16 protein-coding genes are annotated in these 12,953 nt (G+C 69.3%); 13 read left to right on the top strand and 3 right to left on the bottom strand.

What is annotated here, in order from left to right:
• Positions 1-13: 13 nt before the first annotated feature.
• Positions 14-442, bottom strand: a complete 429-nt coding sequence (locus tag P3T34_RS17025) for a hypothetical protein (protein ID WP_280666874.1) — start codon at positions 440-442, stop codon at positions 14-16.
• A gap of 196 nt (positions 443-638) precedes the next feature.
• Here P3T34_RS17025 and proC point away from each other — a divergent pair, with 196 nt between their 5' ends.
• Positions 639-1,466 carry a pyrroline-5-carboxylate reductase gene (gene proC, locus P3T34_RS17020; protein WP_280666873.1) on the top strand — a complete coding sequence of 276 codons (828 nt, stop codon included), beginning with the start codon at positions 639-641 and terminating at the stop codon, positions 1,464-1,466.
• An 8-nt stretch (positions 1,467-1,474) separates the two neighbouring features.
• Complete coding sequence (locus P3T34_RS17015; RefSeq protein ID WP_280666872.1) at positions 1,475-2,131, top strand: HAD family hydrolase; 657 nt, start codon at positions 1,475-1,477, stop codon at positions 2,129-2,131.
• A 79-nt stretch (positions 2,132-2,210) separates the two neighbouring features.
• On the opposite strand, the gene P3T34_RS17010 is transcribed toward P3T34_RS17015, so the two are convergent.
• Positions 2,211-2,774 (bottom strand): hypothetical protein, encoded by a 564-nt coding sequence (locus P3T34_RS17010; protein WP_280666871.1) that lies wholly within the window; start codon positions 2,772-2,774, stop codon positions 2,211-2,213.
• A 28-nt stretch (positions 2,775-2,802) separates the two neighbouring features.
• Entirely contained in the window at positions 2,803-3,306 is a 504-nt protein-coding gene (locus tag P3T34_RS17005) for a helix-turn-helix transcriptional regulator (protein ID WP_280672168.1), read from the bottom strand.
• 373 nt (positions 3,307-3,679) lie between these two features.
• Between P3T34_RS17005 and P3T34_RS17000 the strand changes: the two genes are divergently transcribed.
• The 11 genes from P3T34_RS17000 (at position 3,680) to P3T34_RS16950 (ending at position 12,932) form a co-directional block, all read left to right on the top strand.
• Positions 3,680-3,946: a WhiB family transcriptional regulator gene (locus tag P3T34_RS17000; RefSeq protein WP_280666870.1), complete on the top strand. Its 267-nt coding sequence runs from the start codon at positions 3,680-3,682 to the stop codon at positions 3,944-3,946.
• An 87-nt stretch (positions 3,947-4,033) separates the two neighbouring features.
• Positions 4,034-4,807, top strand: a complete 774-nt coding sequence (locus tag P3T34_RS16995; protein ID WP_280666869.1) for a hypothetical protein — start codon at positions 4,034-4,036, stop codon at positions 4,805-4,807.
• On the top strand, positions 4,804-5,019 hold the full coding sequence (locus P3T34_RS16990; protein ID WP_280666868.1) for a hypothetical protein: 216 nt from the start codon (positions 4,804-4,806) through the stop codon (positions 5,017-5,019). The genes P3T34_RS16995 and P3T34_RS16990 overlap by 4 nt, the downstream gene beginning before the upstream one ends.
• A 361-nt stretch (positions 5,020-5,380) precedes the next feature.
• A complete protein-coding gene (locus tag P3T34_RS16985) occupies positions 5,381-5,791 on the top strand; it encodes a hypothetical protein (protein WP_280666867.1) in 411 nt (136 codons plus the stop codon).
• A gap of 167 nt (positions 5,792-5,958) precedes the next feature.
• The gene (locus tag P3T34_RS16980; RefSeq protein WP_280666866.1) at positions 5,959-6,549 is read left to right on the top strand and encodes a phage tail protein; all 591 of its coding nucleotides are present in this window, start codon (positions 5,959-5,961) and stop codon (positions 6,547-6,549) included.
• 96 nt (positions 6,550-6,645) lie between these two features.
• Positions 6,646-6,936, top strand: a complete 291-nt coding sequence (locus P3T34_RS16975) for a hypothetical protein (RefSeq protein WP_280666865.1) — start codon at positions 6,646-6,648, stop codon at positions 6,934-6,936.
• 65 nt (positions 6,937-7,001) lie between these two features.
• Positions 7,002-7,361, top strand: a complete 360-nt coding sequence (locus P3T34_RS16970) for a hypothetical protein (protein WP_280666864.1) — start codon at positions 7,002-7,004, stop codon at positions 7,359-7,361.
• Positions 7,362-7,510: 149 nt separating this feature from the next.
• Positions 7,511-8,284, top strand: a complete 774-nt coding sequence (locus P3T34_RS16965; protein ID WP_280666863.1) for a hypothetical protein — start codon at positions 7,511-7,513, stop codon at positions 8,282-8,284.
• Positions 8,285-8,296: 12 nt separating this feature from the next.
• A complete protein-coding gene (locus P3T34_RS16960) occupies positions 8,297-9,577 on the top strand; it encodes a phage tail protein (RefSeq protein WP_280666862.1) in 1,281 nt (426 codons plus the stop codon).
• Positions 9,578-9,697: 120 nt separating this feature from the next.
• A complete protein-coding gene (locus P3T34_RS16955; protein WP_280666861.1) occupies positions 9,698-10,546 on the top strand; it encodes a hypothetical protein in 849 nt (282 codons plus the stop codon).
• A complete protein-coding gene (locus tag P3T34_RS16950) occupies positions 10,533-12,932 on the top strand; it encodes a hypothetical protein (protein ID WP_280666860.1) in 2,400 nt (799 codons plus the stop codon). Before P3T34_RS16955 ends, P3T34_RS16950 begins: the two co-directional genes overlap by 14 nt.
• Positions 12,933-12,953: the final 21 nt, after the last annotated feature.

The raw sequence follows: 12,953 nt of genomic DNA, 5'->3' as shown, positions 1-12,953 counted from the left end.
CCGGCGTCCGCGGCTACTTCCGGGCGGCCTTGACCGAGCCGACCACGCCGGCTATCAGCAGCAGCACCCCGGCCGGCAGCAGCGAGGTGAAGAACGCGCCGAACACGCCCCAGCTCCCGAGCAGGGTCAGCGCCAGGGTGTTCAGCACCAGCAGCGCGCCGGCCGCCGGGAGCACCGCCTGCCACGGATGCGCGTCCGCCCAGCGGCGCAGCCGGCGGTCGCCGGTGTCCCGGCGCAGCTGCCCGCCCACCGTGCCGACCAGGAAGAAGAAGAACAGCGCCAGCCCGGCCGGCCCGGCCAGGATGCTCGTCGACCACTTGCCCGTCAGGACGTCGACCCCGAGCGCCGCAGCGCCCACCACAGCACCGACTGCCGCGCCGGCCCGCCACGACCCGAGGGTCGTCGACGCGACGGCCAGCTGCCGGTTCTCACTCCGCGACAAATCTCCGTGTCCCATACCTCCACGGTGCTCCTCGGCAGCCCCCGAAGCCATAGGGGCAACCCCCGAGTTTTCCCCTACGGGACCCGCACCGGACCCGTACTGGACGGGCGTCCGCTCGTTGGACGCCCACCCGCCCGGGTCGGCGCCGAGTGCGAGGATGGCCCCAGTACCGTCGCGGTGATCAAGGAGCCACGCCATGACCAGCAGCGCTGCCCACCCCCAGCGGATCGCCTTCCTCGGCACCGGCAAGATCGGTGAAGCCCTGCTGTCCGGGCTGCTGAGGGCGGGCAAGGACCCGGCGGACGTCCTGGTCACCGCGCGCCGCCCCGAGCGGGCCGCCGAACTGGCCGCCAGGTACGGCGTGGGCGTCACCTCCAACCGGGAGGCGGCCAAGCTCGCCGACACCCTGATCCTGGCCGTCAAGCCGCAGGACATGGGCACCCTGATCGAGGAGCTGGGCCCGCACATGACCGCCGACCGGCTGGTGATCTCGGCCGCCGCCGGCATCCCGACCCGCTGGTTCGAGGCCCGGCTGCCGGCCGGCACCCCTGTGGTGCGGGTGATGCCCAACACGCCCGTCCTGGTCGACGAGGGCATGAGCGTGATCTCCGGCGGCTCGTACGCCCGCGAGGAGCACCTGGTGCGGACCGAGGAGATCTTCCGGGCCGTCGGCAAGGCGCTGCGGCTGCCCGAGGCGCAGCAGGACGCGGCCACCGCGCTGTCCGGCTCCGGCCCGGCGTACTTCTACTACCTGGTTGAGGCGATGACCGACGCGGGCATCCTGCTCGGGCTGCCCCGGCAGGTGGCGCACGACCTGATCGTGCAGTCCGCGGTCGGCGCCTCGGTGATGCTGCGCGACTCCGGCGAGCACCCGGTCAAGCTGCGCGAGGCGGTCACCTCGCCGGCCGGCACCACCATCTCGGCCATCCGCGAGCTGGAGAACCACGGTGTCAGGGCCGCCCTGCTCGGCGCGCTGGAGGCGGCCCGCAACCGCTCCCAGGAGCTCGCATCGGGCGGGAAGTGAGCCGGGCGGTGCGCTATGACCTGGTGATCTTCGACAATGACGGCGTGCTGGTGGACAGCGAGCCGATCTCCAACCGGGTGCTGGCCGAGTACCTGACCGAGCTCGGCTACCCGACCACCCAGGCGGACTCCTACCGCGACTACATGGGCTGCGCGGCGCACACCGTGCACGACGTGATCGGCGAGCGGTACGGCGCGACCCTGCCGGCGGGCTTCGACGAGGCCTTCCACGCTCGGGTGTTCGCGGCCTTCGGCGCCGAGCTGACGCCGGTGGCCGGCGCCGACCGGCTGCTCAAGGAGCTGGGCCGGCGCGGCCTGCCGTACTGCCTGGCCTCCTCGGCCCACCACTCCTGGATCCGCACCGCGCTGGACCTGACCGGCCTGCGCGCCTACCACCCGGAGCCGCGGATCTTCAGCGCCCAGGACGTCGGCGTCGGCAAGCCCGCGCCCGACCTCTTCCTGCACGCCGCACGGACGTTGGGCGTCGAGCCCGGGCGCTGCCTGGTGATCGAGGACAGCCGCAACGGGGTGCTGGCCGCCCGTGCGGCGGGCATGGACGTCTACGGGTACGCGGCGCTCACCGATCCGGCCAGGCTGATCGGGGCCGGTGCGACCGGGCTGATCGGTTCGCTGGACGAGGTGCCGGAGCTGCTGGGGCGCGGCTAGGCCTTAGCTCGGCTGCTCAGACCGGGTGTTGCTCGGACCGGTTGTTGCTCAGCGAGGGTGCTGCTCAGCCCGGTCGGCCTCAGTTGCCCGGCTGGTCGGGAGCGGGCTTGGGCGGCGTGCGGCGGCGGCGCCGCGGTCGATGCGGCATCAGTTCCTGCTGGCGTGCGGTGTCGGCGGCCCGGACCAGTGGTATTCGCGGCGGGAAGGCCAGCACGGTCGCTTCGGTGCCGGTGCGGGGGGAGGTGGGCTCGCGCGGTGCGGGCGGCACGATTGCTGTGGTGGGCTCCGCCGCGCGGCTGTCGTTGTGCTGCCCGGTCCTGCCGAACTCGCTGCCCGGGCCGGTCGTTCCGGCGGGCTGCTGGCGCTGCCAGGCGTAGCGCAGGGCGTCCTGCCAGCCGTCGGCGTACGCGCGCTCGCGGGTGCGGTCCAGCTCGTCCTGAGTGATCACGACGATCCCCGCTGGGAGGTTCTGCTCGACCAGCGCCGCCAGGATTCTGCTGACAGCGGCCGGTTCCAACTGCTGGCGTCCCGTGGCTCCCCCGGGGGCTGACTGTCCGAGCAGTGCGAGCAGGTCGAGATCGGACTCGTCACCTGCTGCATGCGGCGGCTTCGCCCCGCCTGCCTGGTCGTTCTGCCCCGCCACGCGCTGAACGCCTCTCGCCCATCCGGCCTCAGCCCGCTGCGAGCCGCCGTGTGGTTGTACCTCCCGCCACGCTGTCGCGGTCCGTGCCCTGCTCGGTGCCCGTCGTCTCCGGTGTGAATTGCTGGGCGACCTTGATGAACATCTCACGTCGGTCGTCAGGGATGCCCAGTGCCTCGGCTACCTGCTCCAGAGTCATCCGCGCAACGACGTAGCCGCTGTCGGACGTGCCGGAGATTACCCCCACCGCAGGGTAACCGACGACTTGTGGGAGATCTTCCTCGGTCAGCTTGCCCGACCGGATGAGGATCTCGCGGATTGGGATGTCCAAGGCGCGGGCGAGCCCGCGCATAGTGTCCAGATCGGGCATGCTCTGACGCTGGAGCAGCCGGGTCACGGCCGCCCTGTGCACCCCGGCGTCTTCGGCGAGCTTGGACTTCCCGCCGCCCCGGGGACTGTCGATGTCATAACCGCGAGTGCGCATGAGCTCTTCTACCCATGCTGCGAACCGGTCGATGTCAGTGCCTGTGGGCATCATCAGTGGTCTGCCTCCCTCCACCCTTTCGCGCATCGCGTAACCAGGTTACCGCTCGCGCGCGAGCGTAATGTGCGCTTTCGCGCGCGCAACGGTGACGTTTTGATTGAGAACGCGAGACTTTGCGGCGCGTTGCACCCATCCGTCACACGAGTCCCGGCGAGCTCCGGCAAAAAGGCGCTTGCGTGCGCAGGCGCAACGAATCAAGATGGGTGCGAGCCCGCAACATCCTGGCGGACTTCCTTCAGCTGCGCCCTTGCCGTGCCTTGCCGTGCTTTGCCGTGCCTCACCAAGCCGTGCCTTGCTGCCTCGCCGTGCCCTCGCGCCCCCCTTTCAGCCTCGCTGCCTCTCCGGATCCTGGAGCTTCCTCGCCATGCCCGCTTCTCCCACCGCCCCGGATGACGACCTGCTCGACTGGCGGCTCGCCGCGGCCTGCGCCGACCTGCCGGCCCGTACGGTCTTCGCCACCCGCGCCGCGCAGGCCGCCCCGGCGCTCGGCCGCTGCGCCCGCTGTCCCGTGCGGCGGGAGTGCCTGGACGCCGTCGACCCCGGCCACTCCTGGTTCGACGGCGTCTGCGGGGGCCGGCTCTGGCGCAACGGCCGGGTGGTCGTCCAGAAGACCAAGAAGAAGGCCGACTGACTCCGGTCGGCGCGGTGCCACCCGTTCGTCGCTCGTCGCTCGTCGCTTTGTAGCTCAGCGCACCACACTCACGGAGGACCGATCCCCATGACCGAATCGTCCGACTTCGCCGGTCGCCACGCCGCTCGCGCGGCCCTCTGGCTGGACATCCTGGACCGCCAGTTCCCTGAGCTGCTGGAGGAGTTGGTGCCGGGTCGGCCCGGCGCGCGGATCCGATCGGGACCGGCCCCCGCGCCGGCCGCGCTCGCCGCCCTGGCCGCCCGGGACCGGGCTGATCGCGCGGCGGCGCTCTGGAACGAGCAGCACGGACTCACGGCGGCCGGCGGGGGAGCGGCGCCGGTGAACCTGCACATCTCCGACGCGGTGCGCGATATCACCGACGGGGTGGTGGAGTTGGAGGAGGCGGTCTGGGAGAAGCTGCGGATGGGCCGCCCCCGGCGGGCCGACGTGCCGACCCGGCTCGGCCGACTGGCGTCGCTGCTGGGCAAGGTGGCCGAGCAGCCGGTGCTGGCGGCCCATGTGCTGGACGAGGTACGGCGGATGGCGCGCCGCTGCGCCGGTGCGCTGGGTGAGGCGGAGTCGCTGGTCAGGGTGCGCGGTCGCTGCCCGTGGTGCGACTCGGTGTCGCTGCGGGCCTTCCCGGCCTGGCGGGCGGTGCTGTGCGTCAACCCGGGCTGCCGCTGCACGGAGGCGGACTGCGGATGCACCACCAGCCCCGGGCACCGGCACTCCTGGCAGGAGACCTCGTGGGGGCAACTCGCCCTGGACGCCGGGGTGGACGAGGAGGCGCTGGCGGCCCTGGTCGACGACGCCGAGGCCGAGCCGGCCGGCAGCTGCGAGACCGTCGAGGTGGCCCGATGAACAGCGTCCTCACTGCTCTGCCCGCCGGTACGGCCCTGGTCACCGGCGTGATGGCCGCCGCCGAGGTGGAGGTGGCCCCGGCCACCATCCGCAAGTGGGTCCAGCTGGGCCACCTGGCCGCCGCCGGCCGCCGGGGGAAGGCCCTGCTCTTCCGCCTGGAGGACGTCTTCGCCGCCGAGCGGGCCACCCGCCGCCGCCACGAACGCTCCTGACGCTCTACCGCCCTACCGCTCTACTGCTCCTGCTCGACCCCGATGCCCCGCCGCAGCTCCTGTGCGGCGGGGCATCGTGCTGTCCGGGCCTGGATGGGCTGCGTCTCGATCGAAGATCTTTCCCGAATAAGTTGCGATCGCGCGCGCACTCGGCCACGATAAGTGCAGCGGCGGAGCTGTGCCCCACACCAGGGGGCGCGGATCCGCCGCTTCGCGTTGGGCGGCTCGGCCCGGCGGGTGTACGGCCTCCCTCCCTCGCATCGCACCGAGGCTCCGGTCACCCCACCGAGGTTCGAGCCGCCCAACGCAGCCAGGCTCCTGATTCCCGTCAGAGAGATCAGAGAGAAAGGAGCAGCACTCCATGACCACTCCCACCCCTGTCGCCTTCCCGGACGCCGAACGGGTCATCGTCGACTTCCTGAAGAACCGCCCGGAGCTGGCCCCGGCGACGGTCAACAACGTCGTACCGACCGGGTTCAACGGCACCCAGGCTCTCGTCCTGGTCTCGCGCACCGGCGGTTGCTGGATCGACGACCAGCATCTCGACCTCCCGCAGGTCGACCTGGAGGTCTACGGGCCGGACAAGCCCAGCGCCCAGGCGCTGATGCTGCTGGCCAGGGCCGCGGTGATGCTGCTGCGCGGCACCACGTACGGCACCGCGACGATCATGGACGTAGTCGAGACGGACGGCCCGCGCTGGCTGCCCGACTACAACAACCCGACCGGCAACCGGTACCGCAACACGGTGCGGCTCACCATCAAGCCCGCCTGAGCCACCTGAGCCACCCAGTCTTCCTTCCCCCCGAGCCTCGCTGACCCGAGGCTCCCCGTGAGCGCCCTTCGCGCGCTCACCCCCTGATCGGGCCCCGTCCACACCGGCGGGGCCTTCGTCGTTCCCGGACCCGGGAGCGGCATCGCGCTAGTACCCAAGGAGTCACCATGGCTGGTCCCAACGCCGGCGAAATCCGCGTCGCAGGCAGCGGTCGCATCCTCATCGCGCCGGTCGGCACCGCCGCCCCCGCCGACACCGTCACCGCGTGGGGCGCGAACTGGCTGGACCTCGGCTACACCTCCACGGCCGGCGTCAAGCTGACCAAGAAGGACAAGATCGACCCGGTCCACAGCTGGCAGTCCGCCAGTGCCGCGCGTCTGATCTTCGCGGAGCGCGACCTCAAGGTCCACTTCCAGATGATCCAGATCAACGGCGAGACCCTGCCGTTCTTCCTGGGCGGCGACCCGCTGATCCAGGGCATGAGCACGGCCACCCCGCCCGTGCCGACCGGCATCTACCAGTACAACCTGCCCACGATCCCGGGGGCGAACGAGAAGGCCCTCGGCATCGAGTTCACCGATGGTGCGGCCATCACCTACCGCATCGTCATCCCGCGCGGCCAGGTCACCGACACCGAGGACATGACCCTGACCCGCACCGCCGCCATCTCGCTCGGTGTCACCTACACCGCGCTGGCGACCAACGACGCCAACCCGCTTGCCACCTTCCTGATGGGTGACAAGGGGCTGGGCGACTAACACCCCGCCGCCGGCGGCAGCTTGACCCGGGCCCGGGGGCTCTCCAGCCCCCGGGCCCTCCCCTTTCACTCCCTTCTCTTCCGTAAGGAGCCCCGCATGGCCCGCTTCGATGTCAACGCGGCCCGCGCCCAGCGCCTGGAGGCGCTCGGCCGCACCTGGACCTTCGAGCTCGACGGCGACGTCTTCGAGCTCCCCACCGAGCTGACCCGCAAGGTCGCGCGCAAGCTCACCAACCTCGACGACAACGACGTCGACGGCCTGCTGAAGCTGCTGCTCGGCGAGCAGCAGTTCGAGCGCCTCAGCGAGCACGAGCTCACCATGCCGGACGTCGCCGCCATCCTGGAGGCGTACGGCAAGGAGACCGGGCTCGGCCTGGGGGAAGGCTGAGCCTCGGCGAGTTCGTTGATGAACACGCTGAGGCCCTCGAAGCCGACCTGCTCAAGCACTACGGCGTGGACCTGCTCGACTGGCACCGCGGCCGGCTCTCCTCCCGCCGGCTCGCGGTGCTGATCAGGCACCTCCCACGCGACAGCGCCCTCAACCGCGAACTCCTGGGCGAGGCCGTGGACTGGTCCGTGACGGACTATCTGCTGGCCCACGTGGTCGACCACTTGGCGGTCGCCAACTGGATGTTCGCCACCATCAACCGCGACGAGGACGCCGACCCGCTGGACCCCCCGGAGCCGGTGGCCCGCCCGGGGATCGACGGCGAACACGCGTCGGAGGACACCCTGGAGGACGCCGCGGCGGAGTCGCCGGCCGAGATCGCTCCGGGGCCCACCGCCATCGAACTGGCCGGGTTCTTCGCCTGAGACAGCTTTACAGCTCACCGCCATCCGAAAGCTGACCGGGAGCCGCGGGGCACTTCGACGCGCCGCGATTCGCCGGCATCCGCTATTCCGAGCAAAGGCTGTCGGGACTTGGGGCGGTAGGCGAAGAAACGAGATCATTGGAGGATTTCGTGGGATCTGACGATAGCAAGCCAAAAGACCCGACCCCAGACGACTTCAAAGAGTTCAAGAACATGGTGGGCCAGTGGCTCACTAATCATGGTCTCAGTCCGAATTCGTGGGCACAAGGAATCAGTAAAGCATTCCCCCATGACAGTTCGGTCAGTAATCAGGCTGTCTACTACCAGTCGCAGCTCCTGAGCATCAATCCCGACATGATGAATGCCAATCCCCACGGCCTCTCCTTCATGGGTCACGAAGTGTTCAAGTGGCCCTGGAGTGACGGCATCGAGAAGCTTCTTTCGAAGATCAAGGGGACTGAGCAGCACAAGGCCGGGACGAAGGAGGGGATCGATAGCGCCGCTGCCGACAAGGCGCTGGTGAAGGCCGGCGGCAAGTTCGATACCGAGGCGGCCAAGTTGTCCAAGAGGATAGACAACGAGCTGACGCCGCTCCGGAAGAAGCTTGCGGATATCAAGGCGCAGAAGGCGACGCTGGATAAAGACGTCGCCGAAGAAAAGGCGCAGCTCGACGCGCTCGGGGTCGATGAGAAGGTCACCAAGGGCTATTTGAGGGACAAGATCAAGGAACTGGAGACGGCCAGACAAAAGGTGCAGGGGTACGAAACAAAGGCTCAAACCTCCGCCAATAACGCTGCCGATGCGGCCAAGAAGGCAGAGGAGGCAATGAGTAACACGGAGAAGTACGTCAAGGATATCAAGACGCACCTCGACAGCATGAAAACGACGGTCGACGATCTTGCTACCGCCATCGGCAAACCATGATGGGACACGCACATGAGTAGCCTGAGCAGCGCCCTCGGGTCTGCCTCCTCCAGTCTCGCCAAGTTCAAGACCGCTATCTCCGAGGCGGCCACCGGAACCGACAAGCTCAAGACCGCGGTCTCCGGGGCAGCCACTGGAACCGACAAGTTCAAGACCGCCGCCTCCGAGGCGGCCACTGGAACCGACAAGCTCAAGACCGCCGCCTCGTCCGCCGGTACCGCGGTCAGTGGGATCAAGACCAAGACCGAGGAAGCCAGCAAATCGCTCAATCATCTCCAGGGGAGCGCGGAGAAGTCCGCGTTGGCGGTCGAGGAGAACGGCAAGGCCGGGGCCACTGCCGGTGGGCTGATGGGCAAGTTCAAGCAGGGCCTCGGTCTCGGTGAAGAGGGCATGAAGGGCCTCAATGGGGCCATGAAGGCCAACCTCATCGGTCTGCTGCTGATGCTGCTGGCGCCGTTGATCCAGAAGATCATCGACATGGCCATGCAGTCGAAGACCATGCAGAAGATCATGTCCGAGGCCTTCAAGGTCATCCACGATGTCATCGACACCGTGATGAAGGCGATCGGCCCGATCATGAAGTCGGCCGGCGACATCATCGCCAAGGTCTGGGATGGCATCAAGTCCGCCATCGAGACCGTGGTGAAGTGGATCTCGACCGCGATCTCGCTCTACTTCAATGCGTACAAGGCGGTCATCGAGACCGTCCTGCATGTCGTCCTCTCGATCGTCACCGGGGTGTGGAACGGGATCTGGGGGGCGATCTCGGGGCCGCTCAACATGATCAAGAGCGCCACTTCCACCGTCTTCAACGCGGTCAAGGACGGGCTGAGCAGCGCCTGGAACGGCCTCGCGGGGATCGCGCAGTCCGCGTTCAACGCCGTGCTGGGTGCGGTGAAGGCGCCGCTCAACGCGGTGATCGGCCTGGTCAACATGGCGATCGGCGCGATCGACGGCATCCACATCAGCATTCCGTCCTGGATCCCGGGAATCGGCGGCAAGGGTTTCGGCGTCAACATTCCGAAGATCCCGATGCTCGCCAACGGCGGCATCGTCGCGCCGAGCGCCGGCGGCACGCTCGCGCTGATCGGCGAGGGCGGCCAGCACGAGGCCGTCATCCCGCTGGACCGGCTGGGCGCGATGCTCAGCTCCGGCGGCGGCACGAATCAGACCCTGCAGCGGCTCGCCGCGGCGCTGGAGGCGCTCGCCGTGCGCCCGGTGCAGGTCCAGGTCGACTCGCAGACGATCGCCCGTTCCGTGATGGTCGGTCAGCGCCAGCTCGTCCGGCGCTGATCCGGCGATCACCCTGATCCGTCGATCGGCCGGCTCGCCCGGCCGGTCGACCGGCCCGGTCGACCGATCGGCCTGCAATCGACCCAATCAACTGACGTAACGTCAGAAAGGAGTACGGTCATGCCACACAATCTGTGGATCGGCCGCCCGGGCTCGCTCCTGGAGATCGTCCAGGCGGCGAAGAGCTTCGACCGCACCGCCGACCTCGGGGTCACCCAGTTCACCTCGCTGGGCGGCCGGGCCACCGTGGTGGTCACGCCGAAGCCGGTGCGCCGGACCAAGGTCGCCTGGGAGTCGCTGGACCAGGCCACCGCGTCGTTCCTCGACCGGTTGGCCCGCCGGGTCGACGGACCGGGTCCGATCGCGGTGATCGATCCGGTCGCGGTCAACCTGCTCGAGCCCTCGCAGGCCGCGGGCACCGCCCGGCCGGGGAGCCTGGGCGCGAACCAGTGGTTCATCAACGTCCCGTCCGGCGTCAATCCCGCGACCGCCGGCTCGATCGTCGAATCCACCTCGACGCCGGGCGCGTTCGGCTTCACCTCGCTGACCACCACCACCTCCATCGGCTGGCGCCACCCGGTGTGGGTCGGCATCCCGGTGATGCCGGGCATGACCGTGTCGTTCTCCCCGCCGGCCGGCTTCCCGGCTTCCACCACCCAGGCCGAGGTGGACTTCAAGAGGGCGGACGGCACCTACATCACCGGCTTCACCGCCATCGGAGGGCCGGTGACCGCGACCGTGCCGCCGAACGCCGCCTTCGTCACCCCGGTGGCTCAGACGGGTCAAATCGGCACCTTCTCGCTGGCCGGGGCCTGCCTCACGATCAACGGTGACGTCCCCAGTCCCGCGCTGGCCGGCGACGGCTGCCCGGGCGTGTCGATAGTCGGCTACACCGATGTGCTCGGCGCCCATCTGCCGTACCGCAACGTCTCCCTGGAGCTGCTGGAGGTGGGCAGTGCAGTCGGGTAATGCGGCCCTCAGTGCGGCGCTGGCCTCGGGGGAGCGGTCCTATGAGCACGTCGGCCGGTTCGGCGGCCAGGACCTCTCCCCGCAGATCCAGAGCTGGCAGCTCGACCAGGCCTACAACACCGATCTGCCGGACGCCATGCGGGCGTTCTCGGGCAGCTCCGCCGCCCAGTTGCAGGTTCAGCTGTCCGGCAGCTACGGCGTCCCCGCGCCGGTGCAGTACTCGCCCTGGGCGCCGCGCTCGTCCGGTGACGTGGTGCGGCCCGGCCAGTCCGTGGTGTTCAGCACGGGTCTGAACACGAACACCCAACTGCCGCTCTTCCGCGGCTCGGTGCGCAGCCGCAGCGCGGACTCCGGCACCGACGCGGTGCAGATCGTCGCGCTGGACGGCGCGGAGCGGCTGCGCGGTCCAGCGGTGCTGCCACGGCCGTACGCGGGCTTCTTCGGGCAGCGGCCGGTCGCCAGCGCGACCTGGTGCGTGGATGAACTCCTGCGCCAGGCGGGCATCTTCACCTGCCCGCAGCCTCGCTCCACGGCGTACAGCGGCCTCACCTCGCCCTACACGGTGGTCTACGCGACGCTGCACGGCGGCTTCGTGCCGGTGTACGGCATCCCGGAGGACGTGCCGGTGCCCTCGCAGTACACCTGGACCAGGGCGGCGGCGCCGTTCGAGATCGGGGTGGTGCCGACAGCGCCCGGGATGATGATGTCCTGGATGCCGCGCGAGCGCGCCACCGCGCCCTTCGGCGGCCTGCTGCTCGAGGCTTACGTCAACACCCTGGTGGGCGCACCGAACGGCAAGCAGGTCATCCTCAAGGCGGTCGTCGACCGTACCGGCGCCCAGTACGGCGCGGTGCAGGTCACGGTCGACTTCTCGACCGGCATCGTGACCGCCTGGTCGGGCATCGACGGGACGACCACCGGGACCAGCACGACCTGGACCTTCCCCCAGCTGCTGACCGAGAAGGGCAACTGGCACCTGGGCGCCGTGGTGGACTTCGAGTGGTCGGTCAACGGCACCTACGACGCCAACCACAACTGGACCAGCAACGCGCCGGTGGTCGTCCCGATCCTGCGGGCGCCCGACGGCACCATCCTGACCGGTGGCGGCGGCGAGCTGGACGGGACCGGCATCCAACTCGCGGGCGAGCTCTACAAGGTGGAGGTGGTGACGGACTTCGTCACCGAGTGCGTCCAGGTCACCGCGGGTGTCAGCGCGCAGTTCCCGGTGGCCAACTTCGAGCAGACCTGGAACCGGGGTGCCCGGCTGGACGATGTCAGCCTGCCGCTCTACTCGATCCCCCAGGTCAGCGGCAGCCAGTGGGATGTCATCACCGAGATCGCCAACGCGGCGCTCAGTACGGCCGAGTTCGACGCGTACGGCATCTTCCGCTGGCGCAACCACAACCGCTTCGACGCGGGTAACCCGGCCGAGCTGACCCCGGTCAGGACCGTGACCACCACGCAGGACATCTCGTCGATCACCGTCTCCGAGGAGATCGACGCCTGCCGGAACTACTGCATCGTGCCCTACCAGGACTGGACGCAGGTCACGGCCACGCCCAGCCTGACGCAGACCGACACCTCGGTGCGGACGATCCCGCCGGGCGGCTCGAGCACCCAGGTCAGCGTCCCGTTCCTGCTGGACGCCGCGGAGTTCGACGTCGGTCCGGTGCTGGTCGAGGACGACGTGAAGACGTACAACGGCTCGGTGGTGCGGTTCGCCAGCTCCACCGTGGCCAACAGCCCGGCCATCAAGGGGCAGGTGGAAGTCGACGTCGAGCGGTCGAACGGCGTGCTGACGCTCTACATGCGCAACTACTCGACCAACCCGCTGTACACCACCACGAAGACCGGGACCACCTCGTCGCTCACCATCGTCACGATGAAGCCCAGCGCCGACCCGGTCGAGCGCCAGGTGGTCGCCCTGGACACCACCAGCCAGGGCATCTACGGGGTCCAGAGCTACACCGCGTCCACCAGCGACTGGCTGCAGGACGCGGGAGCGGCCGCGCAGCTGTCGACCTGGCTCCTGAACGCCGGCCGGTACCCGATCCCGGTGTACAGCAACGTCGAGGTGCTGTACGACCCCAGGCTCCAACTCGGCGACGTGATCCAGCTGGTGGACTACTCCGGCGCCTACATGGCCACCCCGGTCTGGGTGGTCGGGAACTCGGTGGTGGCCGACACCGACGGCACCGTGACACAGACCCTGACGCTGCGCGGAACCCAGTACAACGGCGCCGCGCCCGCCGCGCTGACCCCGGACCCGGCGGTGGACCCGAATGCCTGGATCCTCCAGCAGTTCAGCCAACTGCCGCTGATCTACCCGACGTTCGCTGACATCAAGAGTTCCGGACGTCAGTACCAGAACCTGCTGAACCACTGATCCGTCCCTGTTCGACCTTCC

The organism is Kitasatospora sp. MAP12-44, assembly GCF_029892095.1.
Classification (GTDB): domain Bacteria; phylum Actinomycetota; class Actinomycetes; order Streptomycetales; family Streptomycetaceae; genus Kitasatospora.
This window is presented reverse-complemented; position numbering and strand designations above follow the sequence as displayed.

Bases quoted from the DNA above. Each gene is read 5' to 3' on its own strand.
- P3T34_RS16990 (WP_280666868.1), top strand. From the start codon at position 4,804: ATGAACAGCGTCCTCACTGCTCTGCCCGCCGGTACGGCCCTGGTCACC.
- P3T34_RS16995 (WP_280666869.1), top strand. From the start codon at position 4,034: ATGACCGAATCGTCCGACTTCGCCGGTCGCCACGCCGCTCGCGCGGCC.
- P3T34_RS16960 (WP_280666862.1), top strand. From the start codon at position 8,297: ATGAGTAGCCTGAGCAGCGCCCTCGGGTCTGCCTCCTCCAGTCTCGCC.
- P3T34_RS17005 (WP_280672168.1), bottom strand. From the start codon at position 3,306: ATGCCCACAGGCACTGACATCGACCGGTTCGCAGCATGGGTAGAAGAG.
- P3T34_RS16975 (WP_280666865.1), top strand. From the start codon at position 6,646: ATGGCCCGCTTCGATGTCAACGCGGCCCGCGCCCAGCGCCTGGAGGCG.
- P3T34_RS16955 (WP_280666861.1), top strand. From the start codon at position 9,698: ATGCCACACAATCTGTGGATCGGCCGCCCGGGCTCGCTCCTGGAGATC.
- P3T34_RS16980 (WP_280666866.1), top strand. From the start codon at position 5,959: ATGGCTGGTCCCAACGCCGGCGAAATCCGCGTCGCAGGCAGCGGTCGC.
- proC (WP_280666873.1), top strand. From the start codon at position 639: ATGACCAGCAGCGCTGCCCACCCCCAGCGGATCGCCTTCCTCGGCACC.
- P3T34_RS17000 (WP_280666870.1), top strand. From the start codon at position 3,680: ATGCCCGCTTCTCCCACCGCCCCGGATGACGACCTGCTCGACTGGCGG.
- P3T34_RS16985 (WP_280666867.1), top strand. From the start codon at position 5,381: ATGACCACTCCCACCCCTGTCGCCTTCCCGGACGCCGAACGGGTCATC.